The following is a 16,437-nucleotide window of genomic DNA, read 5'->3' as shown; positions in this document are numbered from 1 at the left end:
GTGGCGAAGCCGCGGGACCCGGTCGGTGAACGCTGTGCTGTCAGCTCAGGACGACCTTGAAGGCCGGGTGGTCCGGGGCGATGCGGCGGAGGTCGGCTTCCGGGGACTTGTCGTCGACGCCGTCGAAGAACGTGCCGACCTCGAACTTCCAGCGCTTGAGGTAGGCGCGCAGGAGGTCGGGTTTGGCGTCGTCGGGGACCTCGGTGGCGGTGAACGGCTGGACGCGGCGGCCGAGGCGTAGTTCGCCCTCGCCCGCGGCCCGCAGGTTGCGGACCCACTGGGTGTGGCCCCGGGGCGCCACCAGGTAGTGCGTTCCGTCGACGACGAGCAGGTTGACCGGGGTCGAGCGCATCTCCCCCGACTTTCGGCCGCGCACCGACAGCACCCGCGACCCCCAGACATTGACGCCACGCCGCACGAGGAACGCGACGACGCGGTTGAAGACGCTCTTGGTGAACACGCCCGGACGCTGGTAGCGAGCCGACATGATCTTCCTCCCCTATCCGCGAGAGCAGTGCTCTCGTTTGTGAGCAGTGCTCTCTGTTGCGCGCACAGTAAATCCGAGAGCACTGCTCCAAGTCAAGAGCACCGCTCACATCAGAGAGCACTGCTCACAAACGAGAGCAGTGATACATTCTGGCGATGAACGCAGGCAGAACCGCACGTGACCGCGCCCGGGCCGAGGTCGCACAGGAGATCAAGGACGAGGCGCGCAGGCACCTCGTCACCGAAGGCGCCCACGGCCTGTCCCTGCGCGCGGTCTCACGCAGCCTGGGAGTGGCCTCCTCAGCGCTCTACCGCTACTTCCCCAGCCGCGACGACCTGCTCACCGCCCTGATCATCGACGCCTACGACGCGATGGGCGCGGCGGCGGAACACGCTGACAGCGAAATCCGGAAGGGTCGGGGCAAGAGCGCGGACAGCACCGGCGAGGCCGAGCCCCGCGACCGCTGGCTCGCCGTCTGCCGCGCCGTCCGAACCTGGGCCGTGAACCACCGGCACGAGTACGAGCTGATCTACGGCTCCCCCGTGCCCGGTTACGAGGCGCCCAAGGACACCGTCGCCCCAGCCACCCGAGTCCCGCTCCTGCTCACCGCCATCGCGACAGCCGGGAAGGTCGAAGACAGCAGCATCGGCCACGGCCTGCGCAGCCAGCTGAGTTCCGTCATCGGCATGAACTCGATCGACTTGCCGCCCGGCGCGCTGGCACGGGTAATGGTGGCGTGGACACAGCTGTTCGGCGTGATCAGCTTCGAGTTGTTCGGCCAACTCGTCGGCTCGGCGGACCCGGCGGACGACTTCTTCGACTTCTCCGCGGCGGCGATGGCGGACTTCGTCGGCCTGTGACCCACTCCATAGCCGTGTCAACATGTTACCCACTGGTAACCAGCGCTAGAGTAGCCCTTGTTACCAGTCGGTAGCCCATATTCGACTAAGGAGCACCCCCGTGGCCGCACCCGCTGCATCCGCAGCCGCGCGCGCCGTTCGGAACGTGGTCTTCGTCGACGGTGTACGCACGCCGTTCGGCAAGGCCGGCCCGAAGGGCATCTACGCGGAGACCCGCGCCGACGATCTCGTCGTGAAGGTCATCCGTGAACTGCTGCGCAGGCACCCAGAACTGCCCCCGGAGCGGGTGGACGAGGTCGCGATCGCGGCGACCACGCAGATCGGCGACCAGGGCCTGACCATCGGCCGCACCGCCGCGCTGCTCGCGGGCCTGCCCAAGTCGGTTCCGGGCTACGCCATCGACCGCATGTGCGCCGGTGCGATGACGGCCGTGACCACCAGCGCCAGCGGCATCGCCTTCGGCGCCTACGACGTGGTGATCGCGGGCGGTGTCGAGCACATGGGCCGCCACCCGATGGGCGAGGGCGTCGACCCGAACCCGCGCATCGTCGCCGACAAGATCGTCGACCCGACCGCGCTGGTCATGGGTCAGACCGCGGAGAACGTGCACGACCGCTACCCGGCGATCACCAAACAGCGCTGCGACGAGTTCGCCGCGCGCAGCCAGGAGAAGTACGCCGACGCGGTGAAGGCGGGCAAGATCGGCCCCGAGCTCGTGCCGGTGGCCACCAAGAGCGCCACCCTGGGCTGGGGTCTGGCCACCGAGGACGAGCCGCCGCGCCCGGGCACCACGCTCGAGCAGCTCGCCGCCCTCAAGACGCCGTTCCGGCCGCACGGCCGCGTCACCGCGGGCAACGCGGCGGGCCTCAACGACGGCGCCACCGGCTGCATCCTGGCCGAGGAGGAGACCGCCAAGGAACTGGGTCTTCCCGTCGGCATGCGTCTGGTGGGCTACTCCTTCGTCGGCGTCGAGCCCGAGGTCATGGGCGTCGGGCCGGTTCCGGCCACGGAGAAGGCTCTGCAGCGCGCCGGTCTGTCCATTGAGGACATCGGTCTGTTCGAGCTGAACGAGGCGTTCGCGGTGCAGGTGCTCGCGTTCCTCGACCACTTCGGCATCGACCAGGACGACCCGCGGGTCAACAAGTGGGGCGGCGCCATCGCGTGCGGCCACCCACTCGCGTCCTCCGGCGTCCGGCTGATGACCCAGCTCTCGCGCCAGTTCGCCGAGCACCCCGAGGTCCGCTACGGCATCAACTCGATGTGCATCGGTATCGGCATGGGCGGCACCGTGATCTGGGAGAACCCGCACTGGAACGGTGGTGGCAACTGATGCTGACCCAGGAACAGGCCCTCGCGGCCTTCCCCGACGAGGTCGTCACCCACGCGGTGACCCGCCTGATCAAGGTCCCCGGTCTCGACAAGCCGGTCGCCTTCATCACCATCGACAACGGCCACGACCACACCCGGCCCTCGACCTTCGGGCCGCAGAGCCTGGTGTCGCTCAACGCCGCGTTCGACGTCGCGGTGGCCGCTGAGCCCGCCGCGATCGCCGTCACCGGCAAGCCGTTCATCTTCGCCGTCGGCGCGGACCTCTCCGGCGTCGAGCAGGTCGCCGAGCGCGAGCGCGCGCTGGAGATCGCCCAGGCGGGCCACGACGTGTTCCGGCGCTTCACCGAGTCGGAGATCCCCACCTTCGCGTTCATCAACGGCGCGGTCATGGGTGGCGGCCTCGAACTCGGCCTGTCGTGCCACTACCGCACGCTGTCCTCGGGCGCGGCGGCCATCGCGCTGCCCGAGGTCTTCCTCGGGCTGTTCCCGGGCTGGGGCGGCACGCAGCTGCTGCCGAACCTGATCGGCCCGGACGCGGCCGTGACGGTGATCTTTGAGAACGCGCTGTCGCAGAACCGCATGCTCAAGCCGAAGCAGGCGCTCGAACTGGGTATCACCGACGCCCTGCTCGACTCGGCCGACTTCCTCGAGCAGTCGCTGCTGTGGCTGTCGAAGGTCGTCAACGGCGAGATCACCCCGAGCCGCCGCGAGATCGACCGCGGCGCCGAGTGGGACGCGGCCGTGGAGCGCGCGAAGGCGATCGTCCACGGCAAGACCAAGGGCGCGTCCCCGGGCGCGAACAAGGCGATCGAGCTGCTGGAGCTGGCTCGTGAGAACGACCTCGACCGCGGTTACGCGGCCGAGACCGAGGCGCTGGCCGACGTGCTCATGACGGACACGCTGCGCGCGGGTCTGTACTCGTTCAACCTCGTCCAGAAGCGCGCGAAGAAGCCCGCGGGCGCCCCGGACAAGTCGCTGGCGCGGCCGGTCACCAAGGTCGGCATCGTCGGTGCGGGCCTGATGGCCAGCCAGATGGCGCTGCTGTTCGCCCGCCAGCTCAAGGTGCCGGTCGTGCTGACCGACATCGACCAGGCGCGGGTCGACAAGGGCGTGGGCTACGTCCACACCGAGATCGACAAGCTGGCCGCCAAGGGCCGGGTCTCCCCGGACGGCGCGAACCGGCTCAAGGCACTCGTGTCCGGCTCGCTGGACAAGGCCGCGTTCTCCGACGCCGACTTCGTCATCGAGGCCGTGTTCGAGGAACTGGGCGTCAAGCAGACGGTGTTCGCCGAGGTCGAGGAGCACGTCAGCGCGGAGTGCGTGCTGGCGACCAACACCTCGTCGCTGTCGATCACCGACATGGCCTCGAAGCTGAAGCACCCGGAGCGGGTCGTCGGCTTCCACTTCTTCAACCCGGTCGCGGTCATGCCGCTGCTGGAGATCGTCCGCGCCGACCGCACCGACGACGCCACGCTGGCGACGGCGTTCGCGGTGGGCAAGGCGCTGCGGAAGTCCTCGGTGCTGGTCAAGGACGCCCCGGCGTTCGTGGTCAACCGGCTGCTGACCCGCTTCATGGGCGAGGTCGTCCAGTCGATCGACGAGGGCACCCCGTTCGAGGTGGCGGACAACGCGCTGGAGCCGCTGGGCCTGCCGATGAGCCCGCTGGTGCTGCTGCAACTCGTCGGCGCCCCGGTGGCGCTGCACGTGGCCGAGACGATGAACCGCGCGTTCCCGGACCGCTTCGGCGTCTCGGACAACATGAAGAAGTTCGTCGCGGCGGGCAAGAACGCGGTGTGGACCTGGGACGCCTCCGGCAAGCCCAGTGTCGACCCCGAGGTCCAGGCCCTGTGGGAGTTCGGCGACGCGCCGCTCACCACCGACCAGGTCCGCGCGCGGGCCCTGGAGGGTCTGGCCGAGGAGATCCGCATCATGCTCGACGAGGGTGTGGTCGCGGAGGCGCAGGACATCGACCTGTGCATGATCCTCGGCGGCGGCTGGCCGTTCTGGCTGGGCGGCATCACGCCGTTCCTGGACCGTGAGGGCATCTCGGAGAAGGTCAACGGCAAGCCGTTCCTCGCCCCCGGCGTCGCATCGGTCCCGACTGCCTGACGCAGATAGTCCACAAAGCGCCCCTGGTGTCTCCTACTAGACACCAGGGGCGCTTTGGTTATCTCAAGCGCGCTAGCAAGTAACAGAGACCTTCGCGCCGGCCCTGAAGGACACGTGGACGTGGTCGTAGTGGTTGGCCGTGGCGCCGCCGCGGTCCTCCATCGTCGTCCAGCCGCTGCCGTCGTTGTAGCGCTGGCGCCAGATCACGTAGGTGACGGCGAAGGCCCGGCGGTTGGCCAGGATGTAGTCGGCGATGGCATTGCCTTTCGCCGTGTCGACCATGAAGTCCAGGGCGAGGCCCTCGGGGTGGTCGCTGGTGCCGCTGCGGCCCGCCGCGCCGCCGATGTCGTCGACGCCGAACTTGGCGGCGACGTGGTTGCCGACCTGCGCCACGTGCGGCTGCGCGCCGTCCAGCTTCGTCGAGCATGACGTGGCCGGGGGTGGCGGCGGGGTGGTCGTCTTCACCGTGGTGGTGGCGACCGGGGGCGGAGTAGTCGTGACCGGGGCCGGTGGAGGGGTGGTGGTCGTCGTCGTGGGGGCGACGGTGGTCGTGGTCGTGGTGGTCGACGTGGTCGTCACCGGCGCGGCCATGACCATGGCGGCGCTGGCGTTCTGCACATCCGGGTCGCTGCCCGCGACCCAGGCTGTGGCCGCGAGCACCGCGCCGGTGGTGACGGCGAGCGCGACCGGCAGGTGCCAGTTCGCGGCCTTGTTGCTATGTCGACCTGCCATATCGTGGATCACCGCAATGCGTCGGGGACGGGGCAGGCTCTTTCGAGCCCGAGGCAACGTAACGAAACGGCCACGGAAATGTCTCGCCAGGGTGTCGGCTGCCACATTTCCGCAGGTAGGCTTGACGCTGTGGCCAGCAGGTATCGCGGTTCGTGGTTGGCTGATCACCCATGAGCGAGGTGCGAATCGGAACGTCCGGGTGGCTTTACCCGCCCTGGCGGGGGACGTTCTACCCCAAGGGCCTCACCCAGAAGCGCGAGTTGGAATACCTGTCGCGGCAGGTATCGTCGATCGAGATCAACGGGTCGTTCTACTCGTTGCAGCGTCCCGAGAGCTACCAGCGGTGGCGGGACGAGACACCGTCGGGCTTCGTGTTCTCGGTCAAGGGCCCCCGGTTCATCACCCACATGAAGCGCCTCAAGGACTCGGACACGACGCTGGCGAACTTCTTCGCCTCCGGGGTGTTGGCGCTGGAGGAGAAACTAGGCCCGATCCTGTGGCAGCTGCCGGAGAACTTCCGCTGGGACCGCGACCTGTTCGCGGGCTTCTTCGATGAGCTGCCAAGGACAACCAAGGCTGCCGCGAAGCTCGCCAAGTCCCATGACTCCCGTTTGGACGGTCGCGCGTGGACGGAGACCGACACGGACCGCCCGCTGCGGTACGCGCTGGAGGTCCGCAACCCGGACTACCCGCGGTCGGAGTTCGTGGAGTTGTTGCGGGACAAGCAGATCGCCCTCGTGGTCGCGGACACGGCGGGACGCTGGCCACTGTTCGACGAGGTGACGACGGAGTTCATGTACGTGCGGCTGCACGGGGATGAGGAGCTGTACACCAGTGGCTACACGGACAGGGCGCTGGACGAGTGGGCGAAGAAGGTCAAGCGGTGGCGGAAGAAGGGGGACGTGTTCGTGTATTTCGACAACGACGTGAAAGTCCGTGCCCCCTACGACGCGAAGGGACTCATCGAACGGCTGTGACCAGCCCTGATCCGTTGAGCCAAGCGGCTATTCGTCCAGGTAGCGATGCCGCTCGTCGCCCGCCGTGATGTGGACTTCGCCTCCGCGGACCTGCCACTCGCTCATCCCCTCGATTTCATGGGAGAGGAAGAACAGGCCACGCACCAGATCGTTGTCGTCGTTGGAAGGCGGGATCCGTGCGATCTCGCGGACCTGGCCGAGAAACCAGCCAACCGCTTGCCAGCGAATGTCGGCGCAGTAGAAGACATACTTCGCCCAGCCCACCGGCCTGCCCGGCCTGCCCCAACCTCCGGAATAGTGGCCGTCCTCATGAGCGGCGATGATCGCCCGGATCGCCTCGAACTGCTTGTCGTCGCACTCCAGCCACCCTCTGACCGAGACGTAGACACCCACGGCGCAGCCCCCCGCTCAGATCGAGATCACGTCGAGAACCCGCTCCAGGCCATGGGAGTCGGTCGCATTCCTGGTGAGCAGCGGCAACCCGTTCGCCGCCGCGGTCGCGGCGATCCGAAGGTCCATCCGTCGCAGTCGTAGGTTCCGCCCGGAGCGTTTGACCAGGGCCGCCATCGTTCCATAAAGCTTCGCCGCCGGGATGTCGAACGGCAGCACGTCGAATTGCTCGAGGGTGGCGTAGTAGCGCTCCGTTCGGGCGTTGCGTTCGACCGGGTCATCGACATCGAGGCCATAGGCCAGTTCGGCGATCGTGACAGCGCTGACGAACGCGGTGGCCGAGGCGTTGTCGCCCAAGTCCACTCGGTCGAGGTCGATGATCACGCAGGTGTCCAGCAGGACACTGATCATCGAGACCACGCGTCGTCGGCGGGATCATCGGAACCGAAGACTTGGTCATCGGCTTCGCGTTCACGACGCCAGCGCTGCGCGTCCATCGGAGGGAGCCCACGGAACGCCGCCTGCGCCTCACCCAAGGTGCGCCGCTTCGCCGCTCGCTCAGATTGGTGCGGGACGAGGTCGGCCACCGGCTTGCCGTTGCGGGTGACGGTGAAACGCTCGCCGGACTCGACCCGCCGCATGATCTCCGCGTTGTCGTTGCGGAGTTCGCGCTGGCCGATGACCTGACTCATACCACTACCGTAGCAACTATCTGCGCAATGCGCTACAGGTGTGCTACTCCGCTGAAGCGGCGCGTGCTCGACTTCATCGGGCGGCACTGACGGGTCGGCGGACCTGGCGGGTGATCAGCCACGCCGTGAGCACCACGAGCGACAACGCGGGCAGCGGCCGACCCGTCCAGACGCTCAGGGCGATGTCGAACAACGGGACGATCACGATCGCCGCGAAGACCCATGTCGGCGCGGTGGGGAGTTTCGGCGGGCGTTCCGGGGTCCACGGTGTGCGGTTCCACGGCTTGGCCACCGAAAGCCAGGCCTGGAAGGCGATCGCGCCCGCCATCAGGGCCGTTCCCGCCGCCAGGGCCACCGGGGTCGGGGTGGGGTCGCCCGCCTTGGCCGCGGTCGCCGCGTCGCCCAAGGCGCCGGACAAGATGAAGATTCCCAAATAGAGCTGCGCCAACGTGATCACCAGTTTGCCCAGCACCCACCAGTGCCGGTAGAAGCCCCAAGCGGTCGAGGCCGAGAGCATGAGCCCGGTGAATGCCGAGGCGTTGGCCATGGGCGCGAGCAGGGCGTTGTCGAGTGTGTGGGCCATGGTCGTGGCGCTGAGCCGGATGGCCGCGTCACTGGTCGTGAGACTCACGGTCAGCAGGGTGAACAGGGTCAACGCCTGGCTCATCCAGCCGACGGACGTGATCACGTGCAGCCACAAGGCGCCCTGGCGCCATCGTTTCGGATTCCCCATGGCCCCAAGCGTGGCCGGACACCGACCGGGGCACATCCAGGATGTCCCGGGGTTCGTCCCTGATTCAGGGCGGGGACGGCAGGTGCACGGTGACGCTCAAACCGCCGCCCGGCACGGGTTCCGCGGTGACATGGCCGCCGTGGGCGCGGGCGACGGCACGCACGATCGACAGCCCCAGACCCGTGCCCGTGTGCGCTGTCCGGTCGACCCCGCCGCGGCGGAACGGTTCGAACAGTTCGGCCACCCGCTCCGATTCCACGACCTGACCGGAGGACGACACGGTCAGCATTGTCCACTGTGGACCGCAGGCGGTGCGGACGTCGATCCAGCCGCCGTCGACGTTGTGCCGTACGGCGTTCTCCAGCAGGTTCCCCGCGACCCGTTCGAGCAGGGCGGCGTCGCCCGCGACCCGGGCGCCGGACTCGTGGAAAGTGGCCCGCACCCCACGGCTTTCCGCCTCCACGCGGGCGGACCGCCACGCGGCCGCGATGACCGTCGAGAGGTCGACAGGGCCGGTCACGTTGACGCCGAGACCGTCGGTGCGGGCCAGGACGAGCAGGGCCTCGACCAACTCGCCCGCGCGCAGGGTCGCGGAGCGGACCACCTCGGCCATGCGGCGCAGTTCGGCCTCGTCGGCGTCGGGGTCGGCCAGGGTGACGTCGAGTTCGGTGCGGATCACCGCGAGCGGGGTCCGCAGCTCGTGGCTGGCGTTGGCGACGAACTGGCGCTGCGACGAGAACGCGGCCTGCAGCCGGTCGAGCATCGCGTCGAAGGTGTCGGCGAGCTCGGCGACCTCGTCGCGGGCGCCGCGGTGACCGATGCGCGCGCCGAGGGACTCCACCGAAAGGCGCTGCGCGGTCGCGGTGACCTCCCGCAGGGGCCGCAGGACGCGCCCGGTGATCACCCAGGCGAGCAGGGCGGTCGCGACGACCACACAGACGAAAGCGACGGAGCCCGCGAGCAGCACCCGCTCGCGGGCGTTCTCAGCGAGGGCCTCCGCGAGCTGGTCGGCGCGGACCCGGACACCGCCGACGACAACCGTCGAACCCTCAGGCAGCGACGGCACCGAGGCCACCACACCGCCGGCGAGCAGCCAACCCAGCCACAGGAGCAACCCGCTGACCGCCGCCACGAGCCCGGTGGTGAGCAGCGTGATCCTCGCGCGCAGCCCCAGGCCGCGGCGGCGTCCGGTCATTGATTGCCCGCGGAGGAGGGCACGCGGTAGCCCGACCCGACGACGGTGTCGATCACACCGGGCTCACCGAGCTTCTTCCGCAGCGTCATGACGGTGACGCGGACGGTCGTGGTGAACGGGTCGGCGTTCTCGTCCCAGACCCGCTCCAGGAGTTCCTCGCTGCTGACCACGGACCCACGGGCGGCGAGCAGGACCTCCAGGACGCCGAACTCCTTGCGGGTCAGCTCGATCGGCTGCCCGGCTCGCGACACGGTCCGCCGCGCCGGGTCCAGTTCGACGTCACCGGCGACGAGCACCGGCGGCGTCACCGGGGTCGCCCGCCGGGCCAGGGCGCGCACGCGGGCCACGAGCTCAGGGAAGGCGAAGGGCTTGGCGAGGTAGTCGTCGGCGCCCAGGGAAAGGCCCTCGACCCGGTCTTCCACGGCGTCGCTGGCGGTCAGCATGAGCACCCGCGTGAGTGCGCCGGACGCCACGATCTCCCGGCACAGCTCGTCGCCGTGCATGCCGGGGAGGTCACGGTCGAGCACCACCACGTCGTAGCGGGTGAAGCTGGATTTCTCGTGGCCGTCGTCCCCGTTCAGGGCGACATCGACCGCCATGCCTTCACGTCGCAGGCCACGGGCGATCGCCTCGGCCAGCGCTGGTTCATCTTCAACGATCAGGATCCGCACGGGTACAACGGTGCCACACCACTGTGGACCCGGTGCTGTGGGTGCTTCGTGGCTTCTCGTTTTGTGGGGGTGCTTCTCTGTGGTCTGGCGGGTTAGGGCAATGCCCTGTCGACCTGTTCGGCGCTCTCCTGGTCATTGCCGCCGATCAGGTCCGAGGCCCAACCCGTGACCCGTCGGGCCACGTCCTGGGCGGTCAGACCCAGCCTGACCAGGACCTCGTCGCGGGAGCCGTGGGCGTGGAATTCGTTCGGGATGCCCAGGTCGCGCAGGGGAACGTCCACGTCGCTGTCGCGCAGCAGGGCCGCGAGGGACCAGCCGAAGCCGCCGTGCCTGCCGCTGTCCTCGACCGTCACCACCAGGCGGTGCTTGGCGGCCAGGTCGACCAGTTCGCGGGGGACGGGGGCGACCCAGCGCGGGTCGACCACCGTCACGCCGATGCCCTGGTCGGCCAAGCGGTCGGCGGCGGCCAAGCCCAGTTCCGCGAACGAACCGACCGTCACCAGCAGCACGTCCGACGTCTCGCCTCGGCGGAGGATGTCGACCGGGCCGACGCGTTCGACGGCCAGGATGTCTTCGCCGACGGTGGCCTTCGGGAAACGCAGGACCGACGGGCCGTCGTCGATCGCCACGGCCTCGCGCAGTTCCTCGCGCAAGGTGAGGGCGTCGCGGGGGGCGGCGATGTGGATGCCGGGGATCACCCCGAGGATCGACAGGTCCCACATGCCGTGGTGGCTCGCGCCGTCCGGGCCGGTGATGCCCGCGCGGTCCAGGACCACGGTGACCGGCTGCTTGTGCAGCGCGACGTCCATCAGGAGCTGGTCGAACGCGCGGTTGAGGAACGTCGAGTAGATGGCGACGACCGGGTGCAGGCCAGCCATGGCCATCCCTGCCGCCGAGGTGATCGCGTGCTGCTCGGCGATGCCCACGTCGAAGCAGCGCTCCGGGAACCGCTCGGCGAACGGCGCCAGGCCGGTGGACCGCAGCATGGCCGCGGTGATGGCGACGACGTCCTCGCGCTCGGCGCCGATTTTGGCCAGTTCGTCGGCGAACACCGACGTCCACACGGTGCCCTTGGACTTTCGGGGCTTGCCGGTGACCGGGTCGATCGGGTCGGTCTGGTGCATCTGGTCGAGTTCGTCGTTCTCGGCCAGCGGGTAGCCGTTGCCCTTGCGGGTCACGGCGTGCACGATGACCGGCCCGCCGAAGTCCTTCGCGCGGCGCAGGGACGACTCCAGCGACTCGAAGTCGTGGCCGTCGACCGGGCCGATGTACTTCATGCCGAGGTCTTCGAACATGGCCTGCGGGCTCAGCGCGTCCTTGATGCCGCGCTTGGCCGCGTGCAGCGCCGCGTAGAGCGGCTTTCCGACGACCGGCGTGCCCTGCAGGACCCGCTTGCCCTCCTCCAGCGCCCGCTCGTAGCCGGGGCGCAGCCGCAGCGCGGCGAGGTGGTCGGCGACACCGCCGATGGTGGGCGAGTAGGAGCGGCCGTTGTCGTTGACCACGATGACGACCGAGCGGTCGGTGCCGGCGGCGATGTTGTTGAGCGCCTCCCAGCACATACCGCCGGTCAGCGCGCCGTCGCCGACGACGACCACGGCGCTGCGGCGCTCGCCGCGCAGCTCGTAGGCCTTCGCTAGACCGTCGGCATAGGACAGCGCCGCCGAGGCGTGGCTGTTCTCGACGTGGTCGTGCTCGCTCTCGCCGCGGCACGGGTAGCCGGAGATGCCGCCCTGCTGGCGCAGGTCGTCGAAGCCGTCGCGGCGGCCGGTGAGGATCTTGTGGACGTACGCCTGGTGGCCGACGTCGAAGATCAGCGTGTCCCGCGGGGAGTCGAACACCCGGTGCAACGCGATCGTCAGCTCGACAACGCCCAGGTTGGGGCCCAGGTGGCCGCCGGTCTTGGTGACCTTGTCGACGAGGAAGGCGCGGATCTCGATGGAGAGGCGATCGAGCTCCTCCGGCGTCAATCCGGTCAGATCAGCCGGTTCGTGCACGGACTCCAGCAGCGTCACCGCGTGGTCACCTCGTCGTCCTAGTCGGCTGTTCCTGCGGCATCCAGTCTACGAGGGGCGTCCGTGTGCTCGCCGGAGGCGTCGCACACATCCACGCGATCATCACCGAACGTGCACACCGACCCCACACGCCCGGTATGGTTCCGCACGCACGTATGGGGGATCTGTGGTGGGGGAACGATGACGGAACCGCAGCCGGTGATGGATCCGGCCGAACAGAATCGGCTGACGAAGGACGTCGGCCGGGCGATGGTGCGCGTCGCGGGCCAGCACTGGCAGAAAATCCGCGCCGAGTACCGCTCGGCGGGCCGCCACGTCGAGGTCGACCTGACGATCACCGCCCATGACGGGCAGGAACACGCGATCCGCCCGCCGACCGAGGTGGTCTCCGGCTTCGCCCGGCTGCGCGGCGGGATGTACCGGCCGGGTCGGGGGACCTGGTTGGTCGCGGTCTACGAGATCGAGCCGCCGGGCGGTTTCGCGGTCGAATTCGAGCCGGACATCGAACCCACGTGGCGCCGCGTGCCGCCGCCGATCGGGTTCATGGACGAGCTGCGATTCTTCCCCCGATCGGACGAACACATTCCGGACTGGCTGCGGACACGGGCGGGCATGCCGCCCGCCGTGTCGGCGGAGACCCAGGCCGCGCACACGCCCGCGGGCGGGATCCCGGTCCCGGGTGCGCCTGTTCCCGCTGGTCAGACACCTGGCGCGGGCACGCCTGCCGGACCCAGCCGTCCCGCGATTCCCGGGCCCGCAGTCCCCGGCGGCCCTGCGACCCCCGCACCTGGTGGCCCTGGCGGCCCGGCAGGCCCCGGCCCTGGCGGCCCTGCGCCCGGTGGTCCCGCGCGTCCCGGACCGGTTCCGCCCGCGCCGGGCCGACCGCCGATGCCTCCCGGACCCGGCGGCCCCAGCGGGCCCGGCCCCGTCCCGCCCGGACCACCCCCTGCCGGTCCCGGCGGCCCGTTCCCCGGCGGCGGCATGCCCGGACCTGGCCACCCGCCCATGGGCAACCGCCCACCCCAGCCAGGCTTCCCGCCGCCCAACGGCCCCGGCTTCCCCGGACGCCCCCCAGGACCGCCCCGCCCCTGATCAGCCCGCTCACAGCGACGCCTATCCGAGCCCGCTAGGTCGTAATGGACGACATGATGTAGCCGACGAGTTCGCCGTAGAACTCGGGGCGGACGGCGCCGGGCACGATCCAGTGGTCTATTCCCAGGCCGATGCTCAGCGCGTGCAAGCCGATCGCCAGTTCCATCGGGTCGACGTCGGGCCGGATGTGGCCCGCCCGCTGCTCGGCCGCGATGATCTCGGCGACGGCCCGGGGGATCGACTCGATCCGGTCGGCGAATTTGGCGCGCAGCGCGGGGTCGCGGGCGGCCACGATCGAGAACTCCAGGTTCAGCAGGAACCGGTCTGGGTCCAGGTGGACTTGGCGGGTGCTCTCGTCGGCGAGCATCTTGACCCGCTCGGCGAACGTGCCGCCCGCGGCGGCGAAGAAGGCCTTGATCACCGCGACCCGGTCTTCGGTGCTCTCCGCGAAGAGGGCGAAGAACAGGTCCTGCTTGCTCTCGAAGTTCGAGTACACCGCGCCGTGGCTGTAGCCGGCTTCCTCCGCGATGTCGGCGATCGAGGCGCCCGCGTACCCGCGCCGGGCGAAGACCCGCTTGGCGGCGGCCAGCAGTTCCTCACGGGTCTGCGCGGCCCGCTCGGCCCGTGGCAGTCGGCGTGATGTCACTGCTGTGTCCCTACTGGGTCGATCTACGAGTGTCGAGAGGCTACCCGGCGCATTCGAGACATTTCGCGCCAAGGGACGACCACGAGCGGTAACGTTGCGACTGTAATCCGGATGATGAGCATAATCTGGGGGTAGTGGTGCGGGGACCGAACGACCCGGCCTTCGCCGATTCGGCAGGCGCGTTGGCCGAGCTGATCGGGCGACAGAGTCAGATCGAGACGCTGCTGGACAAGGACCGGTTCAGCGTCGATCCCGACGGCGCCCGGCGCGCCGCCAAGGCCTGCCGGGACCAGGTGCACCGCATCGACGGTGCCTTGGAGACGGCCCGGGCGCTGGTGCGCACGGACAACTTCGGCCAGTGCGCGGTCGGCGAGTCGCTGTCGCACAAGTTCACGGCGAAGGCAGGTGACGGCCCCGACTCGCTGATCAGCCTGCTCACCCAGGCCCGCGACCTGCTCACCCGACTCGGCGCGAGCTACGACAACGCGGCCGCGGGCTACGACCACACCGACTCCTCGGCCGCGACCGAGTTCCGGACCCTGGCGGAGAGGACTGGCGCGTGAACCCCGTCGAACAGCTGCTGGCCCCCGTCCTGGAAGTGCAGTCCGCGTTGGTCGGCACAGACGGCCCGAGCGCACGTGACGCGAAGGCGCAGGGGCAGGCCGCGGCCACCGCGGACAGCGGCGCCCGGCACGACGCGCTCGCGGCCCAAGGCGACAAGCAGGCCGACGTGGCGGGCGCGGGCTACGACTCCCCGACGATCGCCGAACTCGACAACTGGCAGGCGTGGCAGCTCGAGGAGATGCGCGCGCTGCTCGACGCCATCAGCCCGGACGCCATGGCCGAGACCGGGGCGACCTGGCAGGCGCTCGGCAGTCAGATCGCCGACAGCTTCGAGACGTTCCGCCGCGAGGTGACCGAGGCCGTCGCCGAGACCTGGACCGGTCCGGCCGCCGCGGCCGCCGACGGGTACTGCAGCGCCTTCGCCCAGTGGGGTTCGGCGTTCGGCGCGGCGGTTGACGGCACGGGGATCCGGATCCACCAGGCGGCGGCCGCGGTGGATCTGGCGAAGATCAACCTGCCGGAGCCGCAGGACTTCAACTGGCAGCGACTGCTCGTCGTGGCGGCCGAGGGGGCCATCATCGGCGGCGTGGTCGGTGCGATCGCGGGCGCCGCCGCGGGACCGGCCGGAATCGCCGCGGGCGCGGCTCTGGGCGCCGCGGCGGGCGCGACGGTCGGCGGCGGTGGCGACGTCTTCAAGCAGTTCGTCGAGCAGCAGCAGGCCCAGCAGCGCGGCGCCGAGGTGATGGAACGCTTCTACTCCAAGGGTTACGTCGACGTGGATGCGACCACACCGGCGTTCGCGACGGCGGTGTCGTCGACGAGTCCGGGCACCGCAGGCACGTCGGCCAGTTCGTTCGGGCAAGTCCCTGGCGGCGGCGGGTCGGCGGCGGGGATCGCCTCCGGGCTCTCCGGAGGCGGGTCCGGCAGCGGCGTGGACAGCAGGCTGGGTGGCGGTTTCGGCGCGGGGGCGGGCATGCGGCCCGCCGGTCGAGGTGGCATCGGCGCGGGCCGTGGGGCGGCGGGGCGCGCGGGCGGGCTCGGCGGCCCGTTCGGCGGCGGCGGCGCGCGGGGGCAAGGCGACGAGGACGAGGAGCGCTTGAGCAAGTTCGTGCAGAAGGACGACGGGCTGTTCGCCTCCGATGAGCCGTGCGCAAGGCCGATCATCGGTGTCTGAGCAGCCGTGGTCGTTGACCACCACCGAGTTCGACTACGTTTGGCAGACGCTCAACCTGGGCGACTATCCGTTCCCGCTGCAGGTCCCCAGCTTCGGCCGGACCGACCGCGACCGCGTGTCCATCGCGCTGCGGGTGCGCGACAGCCTGCGGGACCGTGGGCTGTTCCACGTCAGCGCCCCCGATCCGGAGCTGGAACGGGCACTTCGCGTGGTGGCCGCGGCCGAGCAGTGGCTCGACTCAGTGTGGCTGTCGGGCGAGAACCTGGCGTCCCCGGTGCGGGTGATCACCGCCCGCACCGAGGGGCTCACGGTCCTGTTGCGACAGGAACCCGGCCCGGACCCGCACGCGGGCGGCACGTTGACGCTGAAGGTGATTCCGCCGCAGCGGCTCGTCGACGCCGCCCTCGATGAGCTGCCCGAAGGCAAACCCGGCGCGTGGCGACCGGAGCCGATGGCGGCGGACGCCCTGGGCGCGGTTCCCGAGGAGACGAGCCCATGGGAGCCCAAGGACCGGGCTCCGCTGCTGCGGGAGCTGATGAGCGGAACACACCCGGCGGGCGGCCAGATCGGAATCAACCTGCGGGAGTCCGGCAGGCGACGGCGCGCGCTCGCGGCCCGGTGGTTCGACCGCGCAGACGACGGGCGCTATCTGGCGATCAACACCGCCGGGGCCGACGGGCGACCATGGATCACCGTGGCGCCCGCGGACCGGGCCGCCATGCGGAGCCGGATCACCGAGACCATGGGCGAGCTGACCGCCCTGTGACACGTGTT

The 16,437-nt window shown here is 70.0% G+C and carries 18 protein-coding genes; 8 read left to right on the top strand and 10 right to left on the bottom strand.

The genetic code is table 11. The annotated features are described in order from the left end of the window. Nucleotides 1-40 precede the first annotated feature (40 nt). Nucleotides 41-487 (bottom strand): nitroreductase family deazaflavin-dependent oxidoreductase, encoded by a 447-nt coding sequence (locus GPZ80_RS20070; protein ID WP_187222263.1) that lies wholly within the window; start codon nucleotides 485-487, stop codon nucleotides 41-43. 155 nt (nucleotides 488-642) lie between these two features. On the opposite strand from GPZ80_RS20070, the gene GPZ80_RS20065 reads away from it, so the two are divergent. The 3 genes from GPZ80_RS20065 to GPZ80_RS20055 all read left to right on the top strand — a co-directional run bounded on the left by GPZ80_RS20065 (nucleotide 643) and on the right by GPZ80_RS20055 (nucleotide 4,785). Beyond that, the gene (locus tag GPZ80_RS20065; RefSeq protein ID WP_187222260.1) at nucleotides 643-1,347 is read left to right on the top strand and encodes a TetR/AcrR family transcriptional regulator; all 705 of its coding nucleotides are present in this window, start codon (nucleotides 643-645) and stop codon (nucleotides 1,345-1,347) included. Nucleotides 1,348-1,447: 100 nt separating this feature from the next. After that, nucleotides 1,448-2,677, top strand: a complete 1,230-nt coding sequence (locus GPZ80_RS20060) for a thiolase family protein (RefSeq protein ID WP_187222258.1) — start codon at nucleotides 1,448-1,450, stop codon at nucleotides 2,675-2,677. Further along, complete coding sequence (locus GPZ80_RS20055; RefSeq protein WP_376771698.1) at nucleotides 2,677-4,785, top strand: 3-hydroxyacyl-CoA dehydrogenase NAD-binding domain-containing protein; 2,109 nt, start codon at nucleotides 2,677-2,679, stop codon at nucleotides 4,783-4,785. The genes GPZ80_RS20060 and GPZ80_RS20055 overlap by 1 nt, the downstream gene beginning before the upstream one ends. 72 nt (nucleotides 4,786-4,857) lie before the next feature. Here the strand turns inward: GPZ80_RS20055 and GPZ80_RS20050 are convergent, their stop codons facing one another. Further along, entirely contained in the window at nucleotides 4,858-5,517 is a 660-nt protein-coding gene (locus GPZ80_RS20050; protein WP_187222256.1) for a VldE C-terminal domain-containing protein, read from the bottom strand. Between the two features lie 170 nt (nucleotides 5,518-5,687). On the opposite strand from GPZ80_RS20050, the gene GPZ80_RS20045 reads away from it, so the two are divergent. Beyond that, nucleotides 5,688-6,494, top strand: a complete 807-nt coding sequence (locus GPZ80_RS20045) for a DUF72 domain-containing protein (RefSeq protein WP_187222254.1) — start codon at nucleotides 5,688-5,690, stop codon at nucleotides 6,492-6,494. Between the two features lie 27 nt (nucleotides 6,495-6,521). Here GPZ80_RS20045 and GPZ80_RS20040 read toward each other — a convergent pair whose 3' ends face one another. The 7 genes from GPZ80_RS20040 to dxs form a co-directional block, all read right to left on the bottom strand. Further along, nucleotides 6,522-6,887: a hypothetical protein gene (locus tag GPZ80_RS20040; RefSeq protein WP_187222252.1), complete on the bottom strand. Its 366-nt coding sequence runs from the start codon at nucleotides 6,885-6,887 to the stop codon at nucleotides 6,522-6,524. 15 nt (nucleotides 6,888-6,902) lie between these two features. Next, entirely contained in the window at nucleotides 6,903-7,295 is a 393-nt protein-coding gene (locus GPZ80_RS20035; RefSeq protein WP_187222250.1) for a type II toxin-antitoxin system VapC family toxin, read from the bottom strand. Then, on the bottom strand, nucleotides 7,292-7,576 hold the full coding sequence (locus tag GPZ80_RS20030; protein WP_187222248.1) for a type II toxin-antitoxin system Phd/YefM family antitoxin: 285 nt from the start codon (nucleotides 7,574-7,576) through the stop codon (nucleotides 7,292-7,294). Before GPZ80_RS20030 ends, GPZ80_RS20035 begins: the two co-directional genes overlap by 4 nt. 73 nt (nucleotides 7,577-7,649) lie before the next feature. Then, nucleotides 7,650-8,309 carry a hypothetical protein gene (locus GPZ80_RS20025; RefSeq protein WP_187222245.1) on the bottom strand — a complete coding sequence of 220 codons (660 nt, stop codon included), beginning with the start codon at nucleotides 8,307-8,309 and terminating at the stop codon, nucleotides 7,650-7,652. A gap of 64 nt (nucleotides 8,310-8,373) precedes the next feature. Next, entirely contained in the window at nucleotides 8,374-9,504 is a 1,131-nt protein-coding gene (locus tag GPZ80_RS20020) for a sensor histidine kinase (RefSeq protein WP_187222244.1), read from the bottom strand. Then, complete coding sequence (locus GPZ80_RS20015; RefSeq protein ID WP_187222242.1) at nucleotides 9,501-10,175, bottom strand: response regulator transcription factor; 675 nt, start codon at nucleotides 10,173-10,175, stop codon at nucleotides 9,501-9,503. Before GPZ80_RS20015 ends, GPZ80_RS20020 begins: the two co-directional genes overlap by 4 nt. A gap of 92 nt (nucleotides 10,176-10,267) precedes the next feature. After that, the gene (gene dxs / locus GPZ80_RS20010; RefSeq protein ID WP_187222240.1) at nucleotides 10,268-12,187 is read right to left on the bottom strand and encodes a 1-deoxy-D-xylulose-5-phosphate synthase; all 1,920 of its coding nucleotides are present in this window, start codon (nucleotides 12,185-12,187) and stop codon (nucleotides 10,268-10,270) included. A 180-nt stretch (nucleotides 12,188-12,367) separates the two neighbouring features. Between dxs and GPZ80_RS33425 the strand changes: the two genes are divergently transcribed. Beyond that, entirely contained in the window at nucleotides 12,368-13,279 is a 912-nt protein-coding gene (locus GPZ80_RS33425) for a hypothetical protein (protein WP_187222238.1), read from the top strand. Nucleotides 13,280-13,313: 34 nt separating this feature from the next. Here the strand turns inward: GPZ80_RS33425 and GPZ80_RS20000 are convergent, their stop codons facing one another. Further along, nucleotides 13,314-13,925 (bottom strand): TetR/AcrR family transcriptional regulator, encoded by a 612-nt coding sequence (locus GPZ80_RS20000; RefSeq protein ID WP_187222237.1) that lies wholly within the window; start codon nucleotides 13,923-13,925, stop codon nucleotides 13,314-13,316. Nucleotides 13,926-14,059: 134 nt separating this feature from the next. Here GPZ80_RS20000 and GPZ80_RS19995 point away from each other — a divergent pair, with 134 nt between their 5' ends. The 3 genes from GPZ80_RS19995 to GPZ80_RS19985 are packed head-to-tail and all read left to right on the top strand — an operon-like array spanning nucleotide 14,060 to nucleotide 16,429. Continuing rightward, nucleotides 14,060-14,488 (top strand): hypothetical protein, encoded by a 429-nt coding sequence (locus GPZ80_RS19995; RefSeq protein WP_187222235.1) that lies wholly within the window; start codon nucleotides 14,060-14,062, stop codon nucleotides 14,486-14,488. After that, entirely contained in the window at nucleotides 14,485-15,663 is a 1,179-nt protein-coding gene (locus tag GPZ80_RS19990; RefSeq protein WP_187222233.1) for a hypothetical protein, read from the top strand. The genes GPZ80_RS19995 and GPZ80_RS19990 overlap by 4 nt, the downstream gene beginning before the upstream one ends. Further along, entirely contained in the window at nucleotides 15,656-16,429 is a 774-nt protein-coding gene (locus GPZ80_RS19985; protein ID WP_187222231.1) for an ESX secretion-associated protein EspG, read from the top strand. Before GPZ80_RS19990 ends, GPZ80_RS19985 begins: the two co-directional genes overlap by 8 nt. Nucleotides 16,430-16,437: the final 8 nt, after the last annotated feature.

Origin of the sequence: Actinokineospora xionganensis (assembly GCF_014323725.1) — a bacterium.
Taxonomy (GTDB): Bacteria; Actinomycetota; Actinomycetes; order Mycobacteriales; family Pseudonocardiaceae; genus Actinokineospora; species Actinokineospora xionganensis.
This window is presented reverse-complemented; position numbering and strand designations above follow the sequence as displayed.

Coding starts and splice junctions, on each gene's coding strand:
- GPZ80_RS20030 (WP_187222248.1), bottom strand. CDS start 7,576: ATGAGTCAGGTCATCGGCCAGCGCGAACTCCGCAACGACAACGCGGAG.
- GPZ80_RS20065 (WP_187222260.1), top strand. CDS start 643: ATGAACGCAGGCAGAACCGCACGTGACCGCGCCCGGGCCGAGGTCGCA.
- GPZ80_RS20055 (WP_376771698.1), top strand. CDS start 2,677: ATGCTGACCCAGGAACAGGCCCTCGCGGCCTTCCCCGACGAGGTCGTC.
- GPZ80_RS20020 (WP_187222244.1), bottom strand. CDS start 9,504: ATGACCGGACGCCGCCGCGGCCTGGGGCTGCGCGCGAGGATCACGCTG.
- GPZ80_RS20070 (WP_187222263.1), bottom strand. CDS start 487: ATGTCGGCTCGCTACCAGCGTCCGGGCGTGTTCACCAAGAGCGTCTTC.
- GPZ80_RS33425 (WP_187222238.1), top strand. CDS start 12,368: ATGACGGAACCGCAGCCGGTGATGGATCCGGCCGAACAGAATCGGCTG.
- GPZ80_RS20045 (WP_187222254.1), top strand. CDS start 5,688: ATGAGCGAGGTGCGAATCGGAACGTCCGGGTGGCTTTACCCGCCCTGG.
- GPZ80_RS20050 (WP_187222256.1), bottom strand. CDS start 5,517: ATGGCAGGTCGACATAGCAACAAGGCCGCGAACTGGCACCTGCCGGTC.
- GPZ80_RS20035 (WP_187222250.1), bottom strand. CDS start 7,295: ATGATCAGTGTCCTGCTGGACACCTGCGTGATCATCGACCTCGACCGA.
- GPZ80_RS20025 (WP_187222245.1), bottom strand. CDS start 8,309: ATGGGGAATCCGAAACGATGGCGCCAGGGCGCCTTGTGGCTGCACGTG.